Here is an 18,528-nt window from a genome sequence, read left to right as displayed (position 1 = left end):
TGGAGTAAAGGCAATGGTCCGGTTTACGCCGGGCGTTTCCCTTCGTAAGCATTCTGGAGCAATTCACGGATCGCCACGCCCTCGATCGGACGGGGGTTCCAGTACGGATTGGCCAGGGCGATTTCAGTGGCCCGGTCCATGTCGGCCTCGTTCACACCCAGCGACTTCAGGGCCAGCGGTGCGCCCAGGGTCTTGGCCAGGTCGTACAGCGCCTGACCGGCAGAGTTGCTGCCCGCACCGAGCGCACGAACGATGCGCCTGGCCGCGTCCGGCGCTGCTTCGGCGTTGTAGGCGATGGCGTGGGGCAGGACGATGGTGTGGGTCGGTGCATGGGGCAGGTTGAAGCTGCCACCCAGGGTGTGGCAGAGCTTGTGGTGCAAGGCCATGCCGACATTGCCCAGCACGGTGCTGCACAGCCATGCGCCATACAGGCAGTCGGCGCGGGCATCCAGGTCCTGCGGGTTGTCGACGATCAACTTCAAGCCCTCGGCCATGGCGCGGATGCCTTCCTCCGCGATCAGCGACATCACCGGGTTGCCGTCCTGGGCATAGAGGCCTTCGGCGGCGTGGGCGATGGCGTTCATGCCACTGGTGACGGACAGATCCACGGGCAGGGTGGCCGACAGCTCCGGGTCGTAGATCACGGTTTTCGGCAGGACCCGTACATCCTTGCCGGTGCGCTTGATGCCGTTTTCGGTAAGACCGTAGACCGAGGTCATTTCCGAACCGGCGTAGGTGGTCGGGATCGCCAGGATCGGCAGGCCGGATTCCAGGGCGATGGCCTTGCCCAGGCCGGTGGTCGAGCCGCCGCCAATGGCCACGGCGCAGTCGGCGCCCAGTTGCCGTGCCACTTCACGGGCTTCGCGAGCGGTTTCGATCGGTACGTGCATCACTGCCTTGTCGAAGATGCCCGCAGCACGCGAACCAAGGATGTCGGCGATGCGTTCGGCCTGGCCGCGTTGTTCGGGGGTGGACAGCACCAGCGCCCGACGCGAGCCGAGGTGGTCGATCTCCGCTTCCAGTTGTTGCAGGGAGCCCTTGCCAAAGATGACGCGGGACGGCAGGCCGGTGTAGGTGAAATTCGCGATAGCCACGGAATCGGTTCCTGTTCTTGTTGATGAACTGCTCGCTGCGGGGGCGGGCAGCAGCGTTACCTGATCGGGGTCGGTTGATAGGCGAGGAACTTCCATTCGCCGCCGAACATGGACCAGATGGAAAGGGTGCGGTTGTTCAGCGATTTGTGCACGCCGCCGGCGACGATGTTGCCCGACATCCGTCCATGCAGAAGGGCGACGTCGCCCAGCACCTGGATCTTGTCCAGGGGGAAGTCGAGGTGGACGTATTCATAGAAGCCGTCGCGGCACTTGGCGACGTAGCTGGACAGCGTATCCACCACGCCGGTGGAATGGGTGTAGGTCAGGCTGGGGTGCGACAGGGCGATGAACGCGTCGATGTCGCCATCGAGCATGGCGCGGTAGCGACCCTGTTCCAGGTCCTGCAGGTGGGCATGGAGGGCTTCGGTGCTTTGCATGGCTGACCCGATTGATCGTTGTTGACCGGGTCAGCCTATATTTCCTGCAAACGGTAAAGAATGCCGATTCTGGAAATCTTTATTTCCCTGTTGAAAAAGTTTCAACGCGTCCACAACCGCTCGTAGTCGTTCTCGCGGAAGCGCTCCGCCAGTGCCTCGATGAACAGGCGGACCTTGGCCGGCATGTGGCGGCGGGTCTGGAACGCGATGTTCATGGTCAGGCGCGGCAGGTCCCAGTCGTCCAGCACCGGTACCAGGTCGCCACGCTGCAGATGGTCGTGGACGATGTACTTGGGCTGGATCAGGATGCCCATGTCGTCGAGTGCGCACTTGACCACCATCTGCCCGTCGTTGGTGGAAATGAACGAGCGCACGTTAACCGTCGCCGCCTCGCCACGACGCTTGAACGGCAGTTCGGTGGGATTGATGGCGTAGTCGTAGACCAGCATCTTGTGACGGATCAGGTCCATCGGGTGCTTGGGCGTGCCGTGGCGTTCCAGGTACCTCGGCGAGGCTGCCAGCACCCGGCGGGTTTCAGCCAGGCGGCGGATGGTCAGGTTGTTGTCAGCCTCGAACTGCCGCGTGCGGATTGCCACATCCACGTTGTTTTCCATGACGTCCAGGTAGCGGTTGGCCGCGATCACATCGATGCTGATTTCCGGGTAGCGGCGGGTGAACTCCGGCAGCAGCGGCTCGATATGCAACAGGCAGAACGACAGCGACGCGGTGACCCGCAGCACGCCGCTGGGTTTCACCACCGCGTCGCGGGCGACGCTCTCGGCCTCCCTCAGGTCGGCCATCACCGAGCGAGTGCGGCGATGGAATTCCTCGCCGACCTCGGTCAGTGACAGCTGGCGGGTAGTGCGCTGCACGAGGCGTACACCGAGGCGGGTTTCCAGGGCGATCAGGTGGCGACTGGCGGCGGATACCGACAGGCCCAGGCGCTCGGCCGCCTTGCTGATGCTGCCGGCGTCGACGACCTGGAGAAATAACTCGACTTCTTTGAAGGGATCCAATGGATTCTCCCGCTGGGTGGGAAGCTGTCTCCCAATGTAACGGGTTTTTTCGTGCAGTGGGAGAAACTAGACTCCGTCACACAGTCACAACAACAAGAAGTGGTCGCAACCATGACACTCCAGCCCCCGGCTTCCTGCTGCACGGCTATCGGCGAATGCGCTTCGCCACCTCTTGTCCAGACCGTAAAGACACCTCGGCGCTACCGACGGTAGCCACGCAGCGTGCCCGCTTTCCTTCACCCATCGAGTGATTCCTACATGCCAAGTCATCAAGTCGACCTGATCGCTTCCTACTGGACCATCGCCGGCGATACCTACCCGGGTGCGCCCAGCGAAATCAGCCCGTACACCCTGCAGGCCCGCGCGCAAGCCGCGGCCAAGGCCGGCTGGCGTGGCATGGGCCTGGTCCACGCGGACATCCTGCACTGGATCGAGCGCCTGGGCCTGCCGACGGTACGGCAGATCTTCGATGACAACGGCATGAAGCACCGCGAGGTGGAATTCCTCATCGACTGGCACCTGACCTGTGATCGCCGCTCCGTGTCCGACCGGATCTGCAAGGAGCTGCTGGATGTTGCCGGCGAAGTCGGCGCGACCCGCCTCAAATGCGCGGCCGGCCTGTTCGAGGAAGGTGAAGTGGACGTCGCCCTGATGCGCGATGCATTCGCCGTGCTCTGCGACAAGGCTGCCGAGTACAAGGTCGAGGTAGCCATCGAGTTCTTGCCGTTCTCCAGCGTGAACACTATCGACAAGGCGCTGGCGGTGTCCCAGGGCGTACGCCCCAACGGTGGCCTGATGGTAGACAGCTGGCATATCGCCCGTGGCGGCATGGGTTTCGGGGAAATCAGCAAGATTCCGGTCGAACTGATCAAGGGCGTCGAGATCGACGACGCCAATCTCGAACTGGTCGGCGACGTGTTCAACGACTCCACCCACCACCGCAAGTGCTGCGGCGAAGGCCAACTGGACCTGCCGCATTTCGTCCAGGCCATTCTCGACACCGGCTATCGCGGCCCATGGGGCGTCGAGCTGATTTCTGCCGAGCTACGCAAGCTGCCGCTGGACGTCGTCGCCAAGCGTGCCTTCGACAGCACCATGGCCCAGTTTGAAAACGCGCGCTTCTGAAGCGCCGGCAACTCTCCATCACATCAAGAACAACGAGGACTACATCATGGTTGGAATCGCAGTATTGGGCGCCGGGCGCATCGGCAAGATCCACGCCGCCAACGTCGCCGCCAACCCGCGCGCGCGCCTGATCGCCGTGGCCGACCCCTACGCCAGCGCCGCACAATCCCTGGCGGGTGCCCTGGGCGCCGACGCGATGACCGATTGCGAAGCGGCCATTGACCGCAACGATGTCGATGCCGTGGTCATCGGCACGCCCACCAACACCCATATCCAGTTGATGATGCGCGCAGTGCGCCAGGGCAAGGCGGTGCTGTGCGAGAAGCCGATCGATCTCGACCTGCTCAAGAGCCAGGCCGCGGTGGAAGAGATCCAGGGCCTCAACGGCCGGGTCATGCTGGCCTTCAACCGCCGCTTCGAAACGTCCTTCGCCGCCATGCGCGAGGCGATTCTCGCCGGCGAGATCGGCGAAGTGCGCCAGGTCATCATCTCCAGCCGCGACCCGGGCCTGGCGCCGGAAGACTACATCCAGCACAGCGGTGGCATCTTCCGCGACATGACCATTCACGACCTGGACATCGGCCGCTGGCTGCTGGGCGAGGAACCAGTGGAAATCACCGCCATGGGCAGCCGCCTGGTGGATTCGGCACTGATGGAAAAGTACGACGACTACGACACCGCGATGGTGCACATGAAGACCGCTTCCGGTAAGCAGTGCCACATCAACAACTGCCGCCAGGCCGTGTACGGCTACGACCAGCGCATCGAAGTGTTCGGCTCCAAAGGCATGCTGCTGCAGGACAACCTGCGCCCGACCACCGTGCGGCGCTGGACCCAGGATGTCACCGACGCCCGCGAGCCGTTGCTGAACTTCTTCCTGGAGCGTTACCAGCAGGCGTACAAATCCGAACTGGACGCCTTCGTCTCGGCGCTGGCAGACAACCAGCCACTGCCGGTCACCCCGTTCGACGGCCTGCAGGCCCTGCGCCTGGCCGACGCTTGTGTCGAGTCGGTGGCCAGCGGCCGCGCGGTCAAGCTTTGATTCATGACGGACGCCCGCGGGCGTCCGCTCTTGCGATAAGGAGAACAACACATGTCGCTGACCATTAACGGCAAACCCTTGGGTGTCGCCTGCCTGGGCATCACTCACCCCCACACCTCGGGCCGCGTCAAGGCGTTCAAGCGCATCCCAGGGGTGCGCTTCCTCGGCGCCTACGATGACAGCCCGCTGCTGCAGCCGTTCGTCGATGCCCTCGAACTGCAGGCGCGGACCAAGGAAGAGATCCTGGCCGACCCGGATGTCCATGTGGTGCTGGTGCACCCGAAGAGCTACCTGATGGCCGACTGGGCCATTGAAGCCCTCGAAGCCGGCAAGGCGGTGCTCTGCGAGAAGCCCGCCGGTCGCGGTTCGCAGGATACCCAGCGGATCGTCGAGGCGGTGGAACGCACAGGTGGCCTGTTCCAGGTCGGCTACTGCTGGCGCTTCGCGCCGTCGGTGGAAAAGATGCAGCAGGTGCTGGCCAGCGGTGAAATCGGCAAGGTGCTGCAGGTTCGCGCTCACGCCGGCTGCTCGCACAACGAAGCCGACACCAACCACATGAAGCAGCCCGGTGACCGCGGTGGTGCCTTCTACGTGATCGGCTGCCACACCATCGACCGCATCCTCCTGCACTTCGGCATGCCGCGCTCGGTGAACGCGCGCATCTCCAAGTTCGCTGGACAGATGCCCGAGTCCGCCCGGGAAGACGCCGCTGCCGCCGTGCTGAACTACGACGACAAGATGGTCACCATCGACTTCATGTCGTGGGATCCGATGCCCTGGACCGAAACCTGGGACATCACCGCCTATGGCACCCACGGCGTCATGCACTCGACGCCGATGCCAGCCTCGTACAAGCTCTACCACGACGGCAAGAACGGCCACCCGCAGGGCTGGACCCACTGGAACGAGACCAGCTTCCCGGAAATCTGGGCGGTGCGCAAAACCGTGTATTCGCCGGAAATCGCCGAGATCGGCAACCCGGTGTATTTCGATCGCGAGGCCGCGGCCTTCGTCCAGGCCCTGCAGAACGGTACGCCGTCGCAAGTGCCGGCGAGCCAGGCCCACAACATCAACATCCTGCTCGAAGCCCTGTTCGAGTCTTCGGATAACGCCGGTCGCGAAGTGCAACTCGGCTGAACCTATCCCCTGTTCAATCTTGCTGTTCCGCCCCCGCAACGGGGGCGGCTTTGAAAGTAACAACAAAAACAACAGATACATTTGAAGGTGAAAAAACATGCGCAAGTTATTTCAACTTGCCGCGACGCTTGTCGTTGCGGTGACGCTGTTCGGCTGCTCGAAACAGGAAGAAACCTCAAAAGGCCTCATCGGTATTTCAATGCCGTCCAAGACCGAGGCGCGCTGGACGGCTGATGGCGCCAGCATGGTCGAGGCCCTGGAAAAGCTGGGCTACAAGACCGATATCCAGTACGCCCAGTATGAAATTCCCACGCAACTGTCGCAGATCGAGAACCTCCTGGTAAAAGGCGTCAAGGGTTTGGTCATCGCGCCGATCGATGGCACGACCATGACGGATGTATTACGTCAGGCCAAGGAAAAGGGCATCACCATCATTTCCTATGACCGCTTGATCCGAAACTCCAAGGACTTCGACTATTACGCCACTTTCGACAACTTCAAGACGGGCGTCCTGCAAGGCGAATCCATCGTCGATGCGTTGAAGTTGAAAGAGGGCAGGGGACCGTTCAACTTCGAGATTTTCGCCGGCTCCACCGACGACAACAACGCCCACGTGGTGTACGCCGGGGTGATGTCGGTGCTCAAGCCTTACCTGGATAACGGCAAGCTGCTGGTTCGCAGCGGCCAGGTCAAGCTGGAGCAGGTGGCGACGCCGAACTGGGACGGTGCCCAGGCCCAGTCGCGGATGGACAATATCCTCAGCGCCTTCTACGGCAAGAACCATCTCGACGCGGTGCTGGCGATGAACGACCAGATCGCCGTGGGCGTGGTCTCGTCGCTGCGTGGCGTCGGCTATGGCCGCGGCGATGCGCCGATGCCGGTAATCACCGGCCAGGATGCCGAGGTACCGAGCGTCAAGGCGATCATGCGTGGCGACCAGTTCTCCACCGTGTTCAAGGACACCCGGGCCCTGGCCCAGTCCTGCGCGGTGATGATGGACAACGCCTTGCAGGGCAAGCCGGTCCAGGTCAACGACACCACCTCCTATGACAACGGCGCGATGGTCGTGCCCACCCTGCTGCTCGCGCCCGTGTCGGTCGAGGCCGGCAACGTCAAGCAGGTGCTGGTGGACTCCGGTTACTACAGCGCCGACCGCCTGCAGTAATCGCCACGGTGACGGCGCTCCCGAGCGGGGCGCCTCTGAGAGCGGAGAACATCCATGTCAACTCATCTGCTGGATATGCGTGGCATCCAGAAGAGCTTCGGCCCGGTGAAGGCCCTGTCCTGTGTGAACCTGCAGGTCGGCAGCGGCGAGATCCACGCCATCTGCGGCGAGAACGGCGCCGGCAAATCCACCCTGATGAAGATCCTCAGCGGGGTGTATCCCGCGGGCAGCTACGACGGCAGCATTCACTTCGACGGCGCGGAGCGCCGCTTCGCCGACCTGCGCGACAGCGAGTCCCTGGGCATCTGCATCATCCACCAGGAACTGGCCCTGGTGCCGATGCTGTCGATCACCGAAAACCTGTTCCTCGGCCACGAGATCGCCCGGCGTGGCGTGATCGACTGGTCCGAGGCTCATCGTCGGGCCAAGGCGCTGCTGGAGAAGGTGGGCCTGGCGGTGTCGCCGCAGACCCTGGTCAGCCAGCTCGGCATCGGCCAGCAGCAACTGGTGGAGATCGCCAAGGCGCTGGGCAAGGACGTGCGCCTGCTGATCCTCGACGAACCGACTGCCAGCCTCAACGAGAACGACAGCGAACGCCTGCTGGAACTGATGCTGGGACTGAAGGCACGCGGCATCACCTCCATCATCATTTCCCACAAGCTCAACGAGATTTCCCGGGTCGCTGACGGCGTCACGGTGATCCGCGACGGCACCACGGTGGATGTCATCGACTGCCGCAGCGCGCCATTGAGCGAGGACCGCATCGTCCAGGCCATGGTCGGCCGTGAGCTGGCCGACCGTTATCCGCCTCGGGAGCCGGTGCTGGGCGACACCTTGCTGGAAGTGCACAACTGGTCGGTGGAGCATCCCGAGCGTCCCGGCGCGGACTTCATCCGCAACATCAGCTTCCACGCTCGCCGCGGTGAAGTGGTAGGGATCGCCGGGCTGATGGGCTCCGGGCGCACCGAGCTGGCCATGAGTCTGTTCGGCGGTGCCTTCGGCCGCAATATTCGCGGCACGCTGCGCCTGGCGGGGCAGGACCTGCGCCTGCGCTCGGTGCGCGAAGCCATCGACAGCGGCATCGCCTATGCCACCGAGGACCGCAAGGGCGCCGGCCTGGTCCTGGGTGATGGCATTGGCCGCAACGTCAGCCTCGCCAGCCTGAAGTCCCTGGCCCGGCGCTGGGTCATCGACGAAAGCGAAGAGACCGGCGTCGGCGATGGCTACAAGCGCACCCTGCGCATTCGCAGTCCCGATCTGCGCCAACCGGTGGAACGGCTGTCCGGCGGCAACCAGCAGAAGGTAGTGCTGGCCAAGTGGCTTTTTTCCGACCCCGAGGTGCTGATCCTCGACGAGCCCACCCGGGGCATCGACGTCGGCGCCAAGTACGAGATCTACGGCGTGGTGAACCAGGTCGTGGCCAAAGGCAAATGCGTGATCATGATTTCCTCGGAGATGCCCGAGCTGCTCGGCACCTGCGACCGCATCTACGTGATGAACGAAGGGCGCTTCGTCGGTGAGTTCGCCATCGCCGACGCCTCTCAGGAGCGAATCATGCACGCCATCATGAAAAACGAGGTGATCCAGTGAGTGACGTCATCGCCCCCGTGGCGCCGAAACAGAATCTTCTCCCGGCCATCAAGCGCGGGGCCCGGGAATACGGCCTGCTCAGTTCGCTGCTGGTCATCGTGATCTTCTTCCAGGTCGCCACCGGTGGCGCCTTGCTGCAACCGCTGAACCTGACCAACCTGATCCTGCAGAACAGCTATATCGTGGTCATGGCCCTGGGCATGCTGATGGTGATCGTCTGCGGGCATATCGACCTGTCGGTGGGGTCCATCGTCGGGGTGGTCGGTTCGATCGCCGCGGTGCTGATGGTGCAGTACCGCATGGATTTCGTCACCGTGTCGCTGATCTGCCTGCTGGCGGGCGGCCTGATCGGTGCGGCCCAGGGTTACTGGGTCGCGTTCTGGGGGATGCCGTCGTTCATCGTCACCCTCGGCGGCATGCTGATCTTCCGCGGCGCGACCATCGCCATCACCGAAGGGCAGTCCATCGGTCCGTTCCCGGAGCAGTTCGTCGCCCTGAGCGCCGGGTTCCTGCCTGATCCCTTGCAGGGTCAGGGCCTGAAGATCAGCTCGCTGCTTCTGGGCGTGCTGGTGGTCGGTTGCTTCCTGTGGGTCGAATGGCGGGCGCGCAGGAGGGTGGTCAAGGCCGGTGCCGTTGCGATGCCGGTACCGCTGTTCCTGCTCAAGAACGGCATCCTCGGTGGCGCCATCATCGCCTTCTGCTACGTGCTCGCCACCTATCGCGGACTGCCGTCGGTACTGGTGATCATGTGCCTGCTGATCGGCCTGTACACCTTCATCATGAACCGCACGGTGATCGGTCGCTGGGTCTATGCGGTGGGGGGCAACCTGAAGGCGGCGAAGCTGTCGGGCATCAATACCGCCAGGGTGACCTTCTTCACCTTCGTCAACATGGGCGTGCTGGCGGCGGTGGCCGGGCTGATCTTCACCGCACGCCTGAACAGTGCCACGCCGCGGGCCGGCAGCGGCTTCGAGCTGGACGTGATCGCCGCGGTGTTCATCGGCGGGGCGTCGGCCTCGGGCGGGGTAGGCAAGGTGATCGGCGTGGTGATCGGTGCGTTCATCATGGGCGTGCTGAACAACGGCATGTCGATCATGGGCATCGGTGTGGATTACCAGCAGATGATCAAGGGCGCAGTGCTGCTGGCGGCGGTGTTCGTGGACGTCTACCAGAAGAGCCGGGGGTAGTACTTCACTGTCTTTCGGGGCTGCGTTGCAGCCCCTTCGTGCTGAAGATCAAGGTGCTGGTCCCACGCTCCTGCCTGAACCGCTCCGGCGGGGTTGGCGGCGAACCCGGATTCAGCCACGCAGTTGCGGATACACCAGCAGCGATTCGACGCAGCGCTGCGCCACATCCTCTGCCGACATTTCCCGGTTCGCCAGGGAAAACACCTCCGGCCCCACCTGGTTCAGCCCGCCGATGCGTGCCAGCAGCGCGACGATGTCCTGCAGCGGGAAGTTGCCTTGGCCGGGCCACATGCGGTTGAAACAGTCCTGTTCCAGGGTGGTCTGCGCTGGCAGCGGATGCACGCCGTCGCAGATCTGCACACAGCGGATCATCTCCCCCGGAATCTGCGCCAGGGTTTCCAGCCGCGACGCACTGCGCACGAAGTGCAGGGTATCGAGGACCAGGCCGCCATTGGCCACGCCGGCCTCGCGCACCACATCCCAGCCTTGCTCCAGCGAGCGCACACCCCACATCGGGATCGGCTCCAGGTCGCAGGTCATGCTGTGATCCCCGGCACGCCGGCAGATGGCAGCGTAGTGCCCGACCAGTTCGTCGAAGGCGTAGGCGTCCGCGGCGAAGGTGGCGTTGAGGCTCATATGGCTGCAGCCCAGCTCGCTGGCGATGGCGAAGAACTCGCTGGCGGTGGTGGTGTGGTCGGCAATGAATGCCTCGTCCATGTTGTTCGGGGCCCAGTTCGGGTTCCAGGTGCACAGCGGGTCGAGACGACTGATACGCACGCCCTGGTCGGCGGCCATGGCCCGCATGTCGCGGATCTTCAGGCCTCTGGCCACCAGGCGCTGCACTTCCTGGGGCTGGATGCTCAGTTCGTGGAAGCCAGCGAGGCGGGTGGCCTTGAGCTTGCCGGCGAAGTCCAGGTGCAGCACGTTGGAGAACGGCATGCTGAAGGTCAGGTCGGTGCGCAGTCGTTGTTGTTGGTCAGGCATGGCTGTGGCTCTTCAGGGAAAGCAGGAATTCTTGCGCGGCCCTGCGGCGATGTCAGTGAGGCTTTGTGGAAAACTGTTTTTCCCAGGCGAAGCGCTCGCTCATCGGCGCCAGGGCGCTGTGCTATCCTCCGCCGCCCGTGGCTTTGCGCTGGAGTTGTGGATAACCGATGGCCAGATCGTTCGTAACCCTGGATGACGTCGCCAAGGCGGCGGGCATGTCCCGTGCCCAGGTGTCCCGTGCGCTGCGTGGCGATCCCGGCGTACGGCCAGAAACCCGTGAGCGCATCGATGCCATTGCCGCGCACTTGAACTACCGGCCCAACCTGGCGGCGCGCAGCCTGGTGTCGTCACGTTCGTCCATTGTCGGACTGATCATCGGCGACCCCAACAACCCTTTCCATATCCAGCTGGCCCAGGCCGTGGACCGACGCCTGCTGGCGGCCGGTTTCGACGCGGTGACTTCGCTGCGCTCGGTGGACGACAGCGCCGCCCTGCAGGAAGTCGAGCGCCTGCTCAGCCTGCGCGCCGCCGGCGTGATCCTCCTCGGACCGGCCCATCATCCCAAGGTGATCGGCGAGATCGCCGACAAGCTGCCGTGCGTGTTCATCGGCAGCAAGCGGGTGTCCCATCCCGAGGTCATCTCCATCGCCGTGGACGACGACAGTGGCGTCAGGCTGGCGATGGAGCACCTCTATGCCTTGGGGCATCGCCGCATCGCCCACCTGGCCGGTGGGCGCGAACCCTCCTCGAAAGAGCGGGCCAACGCCTACAACGCGTTCATGACCGAGGCCGGCCTGGAGCCGCTGGTGATCCGCGGCAAGCACACCGCCGCCTCGGGTCGCCAGGGCGTGGACATCCTGTTCGCCAGCGCGACACCGCCCACGGCGATTTTAGCCTCCAACGACTTCATCGCCCTGGGCGTGCTGGACCGACTCAAGGGCCTGGGACTGAGCGTGCCCGAGGATGTCTCGGTGGTGGGCTTCGACGATATCCCCGATGCCGCCCATGCCTTGTTCTCCCTGACCACCCTGAAGCAGGACACCGAGGTCCAGGCCCAGGTCGCGGTGCAGGCCTTGCAAGCGATCCTCGCAGGCGATACCGCGGGAAAGCGCAGGATAGACATGCCGGTCAGCCTGGTAGTACGTGCCTCCACGGCGCCGCCTAAATAATTCGATAATTGTTCTCATTATCGACTGCGGCAGATTGACTCAGGGTGTAACAATTCATAACATTCCGCGCGGTTGCAAGGTGGCCCGGAGATGGCCGCTTTTTTTTGTCGCTTCATGAGAGCGCTCTCATTTCGTTCATTCCGCTCTGGGACAGGAAACTGGTGGATCATGGCCAGTAAAAATGAGAGCGCTCTCATAATGCTGCGGCGTGCTTGGCCAAGGACGGGCTGGCTGCCTTCACGGCAGAGGCTGCCTGGGGAGGTCCCGCTGCGGGGGCAGTGGGGCATCGATCTGAATGAATGGCTGAGGCCGCAAGTACTGTAGGAAGGAATATGAAGTTGAGAACCATCGTGCCGATCGTCATCGGCGCGATTCTGACCGTGCTCGGCGCTGGCCTGGCACTGGGCGGCGGCAAGCTGATCGCCCTGGGGGGTAGCGGGTACTACCTGATGGCAGGCGTGCTGATGATCGCCAGTGGTATCGGCCTGGTGCGACGCAAGGTCGTCGCGACCTGGATCGGTCTTGCCTTGTTGCTGCTGACCCTGGCCTGGTCGCTCTGGGAAGTCGGCCTGGACTTCTGGCAACTGGTGCCGCGCCTGCTGACCTTCATCGTCATTGCCCTGGTGCTGACCCTGCTGGTGCCGTTGCTTGCGGGCAACCGCCGCTTCCTCGGTGTCGGCCCACGTGCGGGCATCAGCCTGGCACTGATCGCCAGCCTGGTCGGCTTTGGCGTCGGCATGTTCCGTCCGCACCCGACCGTGGTAGCGCAGAAGGGCAGCACCTCGCCCGTGATCGCCCCGGATGCCGGCGAAGCGGACGGCCAGGACTGGACCGCCTATGGGCGTGGCACCCACGGCGAGCGTTTCGCCCAGTTCGACCAGATCAACAAGAGCAACGTCAAGGACCTGCAGGTCGCCTGGACCTTCCGTACCGGCGACATGGCGATCAATGGTGCCGAGTACCAGGGCACGCCGCTGAAGGTCGATGACACGGTGTACCTGTGCACGCCCCTGAACAAGGTCTTCGCGCTCGATCCTGTCACCGGCGCGCAGAAGTGGAAGTACGATCCGCATATCAAGGAAACCCCGTCCAACAAGGCGTGGAAGCGCTGCCGTGGCGTGGGCTACTACGATGCCGACAAGGCCCCGCAGGACGCCTCGTCACCGGTCGAGACCGTTGCCGTCGCAGGTGCGACGCAGCCTGCCGAATGCCGCCGGCGCATCATCACCACCACCGTCGATGCGCGCCTGATCGCCCTGGACGCCGCTACCGGCAAGCCCTGTGACGACTTCGGCGTGCATGGCGAAGTGGATCTGCTCAAGGGCATCGGCCCGAACACCGACGGCTCCTACTACCTGACCTCTGCCCCGCTGGTGGCGGGCAACGTGGTCATCGTCGGCGGCAAGATCAACGACAACCTGAAGACCGGCGAACCCTCGGGCGTGACCCGCGGCTTCGACGTGCGCTCCGGGCAATTGCTGTGGGCCTGGGACGCGCTGAATCCGAAGCGCGGCGTACCGCTGCCGGACGGCGAGGACTATCCGAGCGATTCGCCGAACTTCTGGGGCACCGCTTCCTATGATCCGGTACTGGGCCTGGCCTATATCCCCACCGGCAACCAGACCCCGGACTTCTGGAACGGCGATCGCAATCCCGGCTCCGACGAGTACAACGATTCCATCGTCGCCATCGACGTGAACACCGGCGTGGACAAGTGGCACTTCCGCACTGCCAACAACGACATGTTCGACTACGACGTGTCTGCCCAGCCGATCCTCTACGACCTGCCGAACAAGCAGGGTGGCAAGACCCCGGTGGTCATCGCCCTGACCAAGCGCGGACAGATCTTCGTCCTTGACCGCCGCGATGGCACCCCGGTATTCCCGGTGGAGCAGCGCCAGGTGCCCACCGATGGCGTCCCGGGCATGCGCATCTCGCCGACCCAGCCGTACTCGCAGCTCTCGGTCGGAACCGAGCGCTTCAAGGAATCGGACATGTGGGGCGGTACCGTGTTCGACCAACTGATGTGCCGGATCGACTTCAAGTCCTTGCGCTGGGAAGGCGAGTTCACCCCGCTGGTGGAAGGCCAGGCGAGCCTGATCTATCCGGGCTACTACGGTGGCTTCAACTGGGGCGGTGGCGCACTGGACGCCTCTACGGGGACCCTGATCGTCAACGACATCCGCATGGCCCAGTGGGGGCGCTTCATCAAGCGCGAAGACGCCCGCCGCACCGGCCTCAAGCCAAGCACCGAGGGTGAGTACTCCGAACAGCTGGGCACCCCGTGGGGCGTCGAGCGTTCGATGTTCGTCTCGCCATTGGGCGTGCCTTGCTTCAAGCCGCCGTTCGGCACCATGACCGCCATCGACCTGAACAACGGCAAGACCAAGTGGCAGGTACCAATGGGCAGCATCGAGGACGCGCCGGTCCACGGTATCGTGCCGGGCGTGCATATCCCGCTGGGCATGCCGACCATGGGTGGTCCGCTGGTGACCGGGGGCGGCCTGACCTTCTTCCATGGCACCCTGGACTACTACATCCGTGCGCTCGACAACGACACGGGTGAGGAAGTCTGGCGCGGCCGCCTGCCGGTTGGCGGGCAGGGCGCACCGATGTCCTATGTCGGTCACGATGGCAAGCAGTACATCGTGGTGACCGTGGGCGGCGCGACCCGCACCGGCACCAATGACAACCGCGGCGACTACGTGATCGCCTACGCGCTGCCAGGCGCGGCGAAGTAACTGGCGTTCCCGGCGGCGGTTCGGTGTATCCGGGCCGTTGCCGTGTCTTACGGCCGCCGCTACAGGCGGCCGCTTCATTCCTGTGACAGCAGATTTTCCCATGCCTGATCAAACCAAGGGGTGCGGCCTTCGCGCCCCTCTATCCTTGCTGTGCGCCGTGGCCAGTGCCACGGCGGTCGCCCAGGACCACCGTGTCACCCTCGACCCGGTCGCCGTGACCGGCACCTACGTGCCGTCCTCGACCTTCGATGTACCGGCGTCCCTGGATATCGTCACCCGTGAGCAGGTCAAGGATGGCCAGGTCGGGGTCAACCTTTCCGAAGCCCTGTCCTGGGTGCCCGGCGTGGTGGTGCAGAACCGCCAGAACTACGCCCAGGACCTGCAGGTTTCGACCCGTGGCTACGGCGCCCGCGCGGCCTTCGGCATCCGTGGCATCAAGGTGCTCAGCGACGGCATCCCCGCCAGCACTCCGGATGGCCAGGGCCAGGCGGCCTCGCTCAACCTCGACGTGGCCGAGCGCATCGAGGTGCTGCGGGGCCCGGCCTCGGCGATCTATGGCAGCAACGCCGGCGGCGTGATCCAGATGTTCAGCAAGGACGGCAGCGGCCCGGCGACGATCGGCGCCAGTACCCTGCTGGGCAGCGACGGTTTCCTCAAGAACCACCTGTACAGCCAGGGCGGCAACGATACGGCGGGCTTCGTTCTCGATGCCTCGCGCATGGACACCGATGGCTACCGCGACCACAGTTCGGCACGCCGCGACCAGACCTTCGCCAAGGTCCATGTGCGCCCTGATGACGACAGCCGCCTGGCGCTGATCTTCAATACCCTGGAACAGAACGCTACCCAGGATCCGCTCGGCCAGACCTGGAGCGGCTACCGGCACGACCGCCGCTCCGTGATCCCGCAGGCCGAGGCGTATGACACGCGCAAGAGCATCCATCACCAGCAAGTGGGCATGAACTACGAGCGCGACTTCGGCGAGGCCACCCTGCAGTTCAACCTGTATGCCGGTCAGCGCAGCGTTATCCAGTACCTGTCGATTCCCAAAGGCACGCCGGCCAACGAGCGGGGCGGTGGCGTGGTGGATTTCGACCGCGAGGTCCATGGCGGCACCCTGCGCTGGATCCAGCCGGTCACTGCCGTGCCGGGCGCGCTGACCGTGACTGTCGGCGCCGACTACGACCAGAGTCGCGACGATCGCCGCGGATACCAGAACCATGTCGGCAACGTGCTTGGCGTGAAAGGCGAACTGCGCCGCGACGAGATCGATACCGCCACCAGCCTCGATCCGTATATCCAGGCCCACTGGGAACTGGACCGCTGGACCCTCGACGCCGGCCTGCGTCGCAGCAGCATGGAGATGGAGGTGGATGACCACTATCCGGGCAACGGCGACTCCAGCGGTTCGAAGAAGTACCAGCGGACCACGCCGACCTTCTCGCTGATGTACGCCTTCACCCCTGACCTGCACGGCTATCTCAGCGCCGGCAAGGCCTTCGAAACCCCGACCCAGGCGGAAATGGCCTATGCGCCAGGCGGCAGCGAGGCCTTCAACTTTGGCCTGAAACCGGCCACCAGCACCCAGTACGAGATCGGCCTCAAGGCACGTCTGAACGAGCAGAGCCGATTGAATGTCGCGCTCTTCGAGATCCACACCGAGGATGAGATCGTCGTTGCCGGATCCAATTCCGGCCGCACCAGCTACTACAACGCCGGCAAGACCCAGCGTCGGGGTCTGGAAGTGGGCCTGCAGAACCAGCTCGCCGAAGCCTGGGAACTGAACCTGGCCTACACCCGCCTCGACGCGACCTACCGTGACGACATCACGGCTGGCAGCAATCGTATCGACAAGGGCAATCGCCTGCCCGGGGTGCCCGGGGACAGTCTGTTCGGCGAGCTGGTGTGGACGCCGCTGGAGGGTCTGAGCACGGCCGTCGAAGGCCAGTATCGCAGTCATGTGTACGTCGAGGACAGTAACCAGCAGAAGGCCGCACCGGCCTACAGCGTGTTCAACTGGCGGGCGCGGATGGAGCAGCGGCTCGACCGCTTCACCGTCTACGAGATGGTCCGCGTGGACAACCTGCTGGACCGCCGGTACGTGGGCTCGGTGATCGTCGGCGATGGCAATTATCGCTACTACGAAGCGGCGCCGGGACGTTCCTGGTATGCGGGGGTGGGTGTGGAGTATCGCTTCTGACCTGCGACACGGACTCTGCCACCTTGGCGATCCCCGTCAGGCCGCCTCGTTGTTGACTCGACGAGCATGGCCCGCGCCGACCAGCGCAGAACCCACGCAAGCCCCGGCGATCGCCACGATCCCTGCACATTGGGTCGCACTCAGGCGTTCCCCCAGCACCAGCCAGCCGGCGATTGCCGCAACGGCAGGCGAAGCGCTCAGCAGCACCCCGAACAGGCTCGCCGGCAAGCGCCGCATGGCGAAGATATCCAGCAGGAACGGAAAGGTGCTGGAGAGCAGGGCGACGCTCAGGCCGACGATCATCACCTGTGGCTCCAGCAGCAGCGGTCCCGCCTGGGCTGCCCCCAGAGGCACCGCCAGCGCGGCGGCGATCAACATGCCGGCGGAAACCGCCTGCCTGCCGTGAATCGCTACCCGCGAACCCAGCACCACGTACAGTCCCCAGGCCAAAGCAGCGGCCAGGGCGAACGCGATCCCCCGCGGATCCAGCCCGCCCTGACCCGAATCCCAAGGCAACAGCACCAGGCCACCAGCGGACAGCGCGATCCACAGCAAATCGATCCTGCGCCGGGACGACCACAGCGCCGCACCCAGCGGTCCGATGACCTCGATGGACACCGCGATGCCTACCGGAATGTAGAGAAAGGCGCGGTAGATCAGCAGGTTCATCAGCCCCATCATCACCCCGTAACCGAGCAGTTCGCCGAGCTTTACTTCACGCCAGATCGAGCGCGGCCGGATGAAGATGAACAGGACGAGCGCCGCGATCCCCAGGCGCAGCGCGGCCACGCCCTCGGGACCTACCAGGGGAAAGAGGGTCTTGCCCACGGCGGCGCCGATCTGCACGGAAACGAGTCCGAGCATCGCCGCGAAGACCGGGATGTAATGGGCGGGGGAATTCTGGTTCACGGCGATATCCACAGGGCGTTGTTGCAAGAACGATAGGGCGAAGTGCTGAAAGTCGACGCGCCCTTCGAGTGAATTGCTCTATCTGGATCGGTGAAATGAACGAAACCACCGGACGTGGCTGGACGCTTTCGACCAGGCCATCCTGCGGGATCGTGCGGGAGAGGGTCAAGGTCGGGTTGAGCCTGCCACTCCAGCGAGAAGGCGCTCAAGGATCAGGCCTGCGGCAGCCGCGCCTTGCCCAGCGCCTGGTTCACCATCAGCCAACCCTGCACCGCCGATTCACCGGCCTCGTCGAATGCCCGCTCCAGCAACCTGACCTGCTCCTTGCGCAGCATCTGCTCCAGCTTCGCGCCTTCCGCCGTCAGCTCCAGCAGCCGTTTGCGCTTGTCGTCCTCGGCCGCGACGCTGTTCACCAGGTGCATCTCCATCAACTGGCGCAACGGCGTGTTCAAAGCCTGCTTGCTCACCCCGAGCACGGCCAGCAGTTCCTTGACGCTCAGGTTCGGGTAGCGGGCAATGAAGAAAACGATGCGTTGGTGTACCCGGTTCAGGCCCCGACGTTCCAGCATCTCGTCGGCCTTGCTGGTGAAGGCCTGGTAACCGAAGAAAAACGCTTCCATGGCCAGTTGCTGGGAAGGGGTTTTTTTAAGGTCAATCATGTTGACTTATCCTGAAGGGCTGACGTAATTTCGGTCAACCAGTTTGACTCATTTCGCTCCCGTCCTGCCATCG

Annotated in this window: 15 protein-coding genes; 9 read left to right on the top strand and 6 right to left on the bottom strand. The window is 64.1% G+C overall.

All coding sequences use genetic code 11. The features are described 5' to 3' along the window. Window positions 1–23: 23 nt before the first annotated feature. The 3 genes from AC5QPF_RS23090 to AC5QPF_RS23080 form a co-directional block, all read right to left on the bottom strand. Window positions 24–1,094 (bottom strand): iron-containing alcohol dehydrogenase, encoded by a 1,071-nt coding sequence (locus AC5QPF_RS23090; protein WP_494960054.1) that lies wholly within the window; start codon window positions 1,092–1,094, stop codon window positions 24–26. A gap of 56 nt (window positions 1,095–1,150) precedes the next feature. Next, complete coding sequence (locus tag AC5QPF_RS23085) at window positions 1,151–1,531, bottom strand: DUF4440 domain-containing protein (protein ID WP_494960053.1); 381 nt, start codon at window positions 1,529–1,531, stop codon at window positions 1,151–1,153. Between the two features lie 101 nt (window positions 1,532–1,632). Beyond that, window positions 1,633–2,547 (bottom strand): LysR substrate-binding domain-containing protein, encoded by a 915-nt coding sequence (locus AC5QPF_RS23080; RefSeq protein WP_494960052.1) that lies wholly within the window; start codon window positions 2,545–2,547, stop codon window positions 1,633–1,635. A 258-nt stretch (window positions 2,548–2,805) separates the two neighbouring features. On the opposite strand from AC5QPF_RS23080, the gene AC5QPF_RS23075 reads away from it, so the two are divergent. From AC5QPF_RS23075 to mmsB, 6 genes are all read left to right on the top strand, one after another. Next, window positions 2,806–3,672 carry a TIM barrel protein gene (locus tag AC5QPF_RS23075; RefSeq protein WP_494960051.1) on the top strand — a complete coding sequence of 289 codons (867 nt, stop codon included), beginning with the start codon at window positions 2,806–2,808 and terminating at the stop codon, window positions 3,670–3,672. 46 nt (window positions 3,673–3,718) lie between these two features. Continuing rightward, window positions 3,719–4,714 carry an inositol 2-dehydrogenase gene (gene iolG / locus AC5QPF_RS23070; protein WP_494960050.1) on the top strand — a complete coding sequence of 332 codons (996 nt, stop codon included), beginning with the start codon at window positions 3,719–3,721 and terminating at the stop codon, window positions 4,712–4,714. 51 nt (window positions 4,715–4,765) lie between these two features. After that, window positions 4,766–5,851 (top strand): Gfo/Idh/MocA family protein, encoded by a 1,086-nt coding sequence (locus AC5QPF_RS23065; RefSeq protein ID WP_494960049.1) that lies wholly within the window; start codon window positions 4,766–4,768, stop codon window positions 5,849–5,851. 97 nt (window positions 5,852–5,948) lie between these two features. Then, window positions 5,949–7,016, top strand: a complete 1,068-nt coding sequence (chvE, locus tag AC5QPF_RS23060; protein ID WP_494960048.1) for a multiple monosaccharide ABC transporter substrate-binding protein — start codon at window positions 5,949–5,951, stop codon at window positions 7,014–7,016. A gap of 54 nt (window positions 7,017–7,070) precedes the next feature. Further along, the gene (gene mmsA / locus AC5QPF_RS23055; RefSeq protein ID WP_494960047.1) at window positions 7,071–8,606 is read left to right on the top strand and encodes a multiple monosaccharide ABC transporter ATP-binding protein; all 1,536 of its coding nucleotides are present in this window, start codon (window positions 7,071–7,073) and stop codon (window positions 8,604–8,606) included. Then, on the top strand, window positions 8,603–9,793 hold the full coding sequence (gene mmsB / locus AC5QPF_RS23050; RefSeq protein WP_494960046.1) for a multiple monosaccharide ABC transporter permease: 1,191 nt from the start codon (window positions 8,603–8,605) through the stop codon (window positions 9,791–9,793). The genes mmsA and mmsB overlap by 4 nt, the downstream gene beginning before the upstream one ends. A 111-nt stretch (window positions 9,794–9,904) precedes the next feature. Here the strand turns inward: mmsB and AC5QPF_RS23045 are convergent, their stop codons facing one another. Next, window positions 9,905–10,777, bottom strand: coding sequence for a TIM barrel protein (locus AC5QPF_RS23045; protein WP_494960045.1), 873 nt, complete (start codon window positions 10,775–10,777; stop codon window positions 9,905–9,907). A 167-nt stretch (window positions 10,778–10,944) separates the two neighbouring features. On the opposite strand from AC5QPF_RS23045, the gene AC5QPF_RS23040 reads away from it, so the two are divergent. The 3 genes from AC5QPF_RS23040 to AC5QPF_RS23030 all read left to right on the top strand — a co-directional run bounded on the left by AC5QPF_RS23040 (window position 10,945) and on the right by AC5QPF_RS23030 (window position 16,887). Continuing rightward, a complete protein-coding gene (locus AC5QPF_RS23040) occupies window positions 10,945–11,946 on the top strand; it encodes a substrate-binding domain-containing protein (protein ID WP_494960044.1) in 1,002 nt (333 codons plus the stop codon). 332 nt (window positions 11,947–12,278) lie between these two features. Next, on the top strand, window positions 12,279–14,687 hold the full coding sequence (locus tag AC5QPF_RS23035; protein WP_494960043.1) for a membrane-bound PQQ-dependent dehydrogenase, glucose/quinate/shikimate family: 2,409 nt from the start codon (window positions 12,279–12,281) through the stop codon (window positions 14,685–14,687). Window positions 14,688–14,787: 100 nt separating this feature from the next. Further along, entirely contained in the window at window positions 14,788–16,887 is a 2,100-nt protein-coding gene (locus tag AC5QPF_RS23030) for a TonB-dependent receptor domain-containing protein (protein ID WP_494960042.1), read from the top strand. A gap of 36 nt (window positions 16,888–16,923) precedes the next feature. Here the strand turns inward: AC5QPF_RS23030 and AC5QPF_RS23025 are convergent, their stop codons facing one another. Both AC5QPF_RS23025 and AC5QPF_RS23020 read right to left on the bottom strand, forming a co-directional pair. Then, entirely contained in the window at window positions 16,924–17,796 is an 873-nt protein-coding gene (locus AC5QPF_RS23025; RefSeq protein WP_494960041.1) for an EamA family transporter, read from the bottom strand. A gap of 212 nt (window positions 17,797–18,008) precedes the next feature. Further along, window positions 18,009–18,455: a MarR family transcriptional regulator gene (locus AC5QPF_RS23020; RefSeq protein WP_494960040.1), complete on the bottom strand. Its 447-nt coding sequence runs from the start codon at window positions 18,453–18,455 to the stop codon at window positions 18,009–18,011. Window positions 18,456–18,528 lie beyond the last annotated feature (73 nt).

This window comes from Pseudomonas sp. Con_6 (assembly GCF_059379395.1).
Note: the sequence above shows the minus strand (reverse complement) of the source record. Positions and strands in the feature narration are given on the sequence as shown.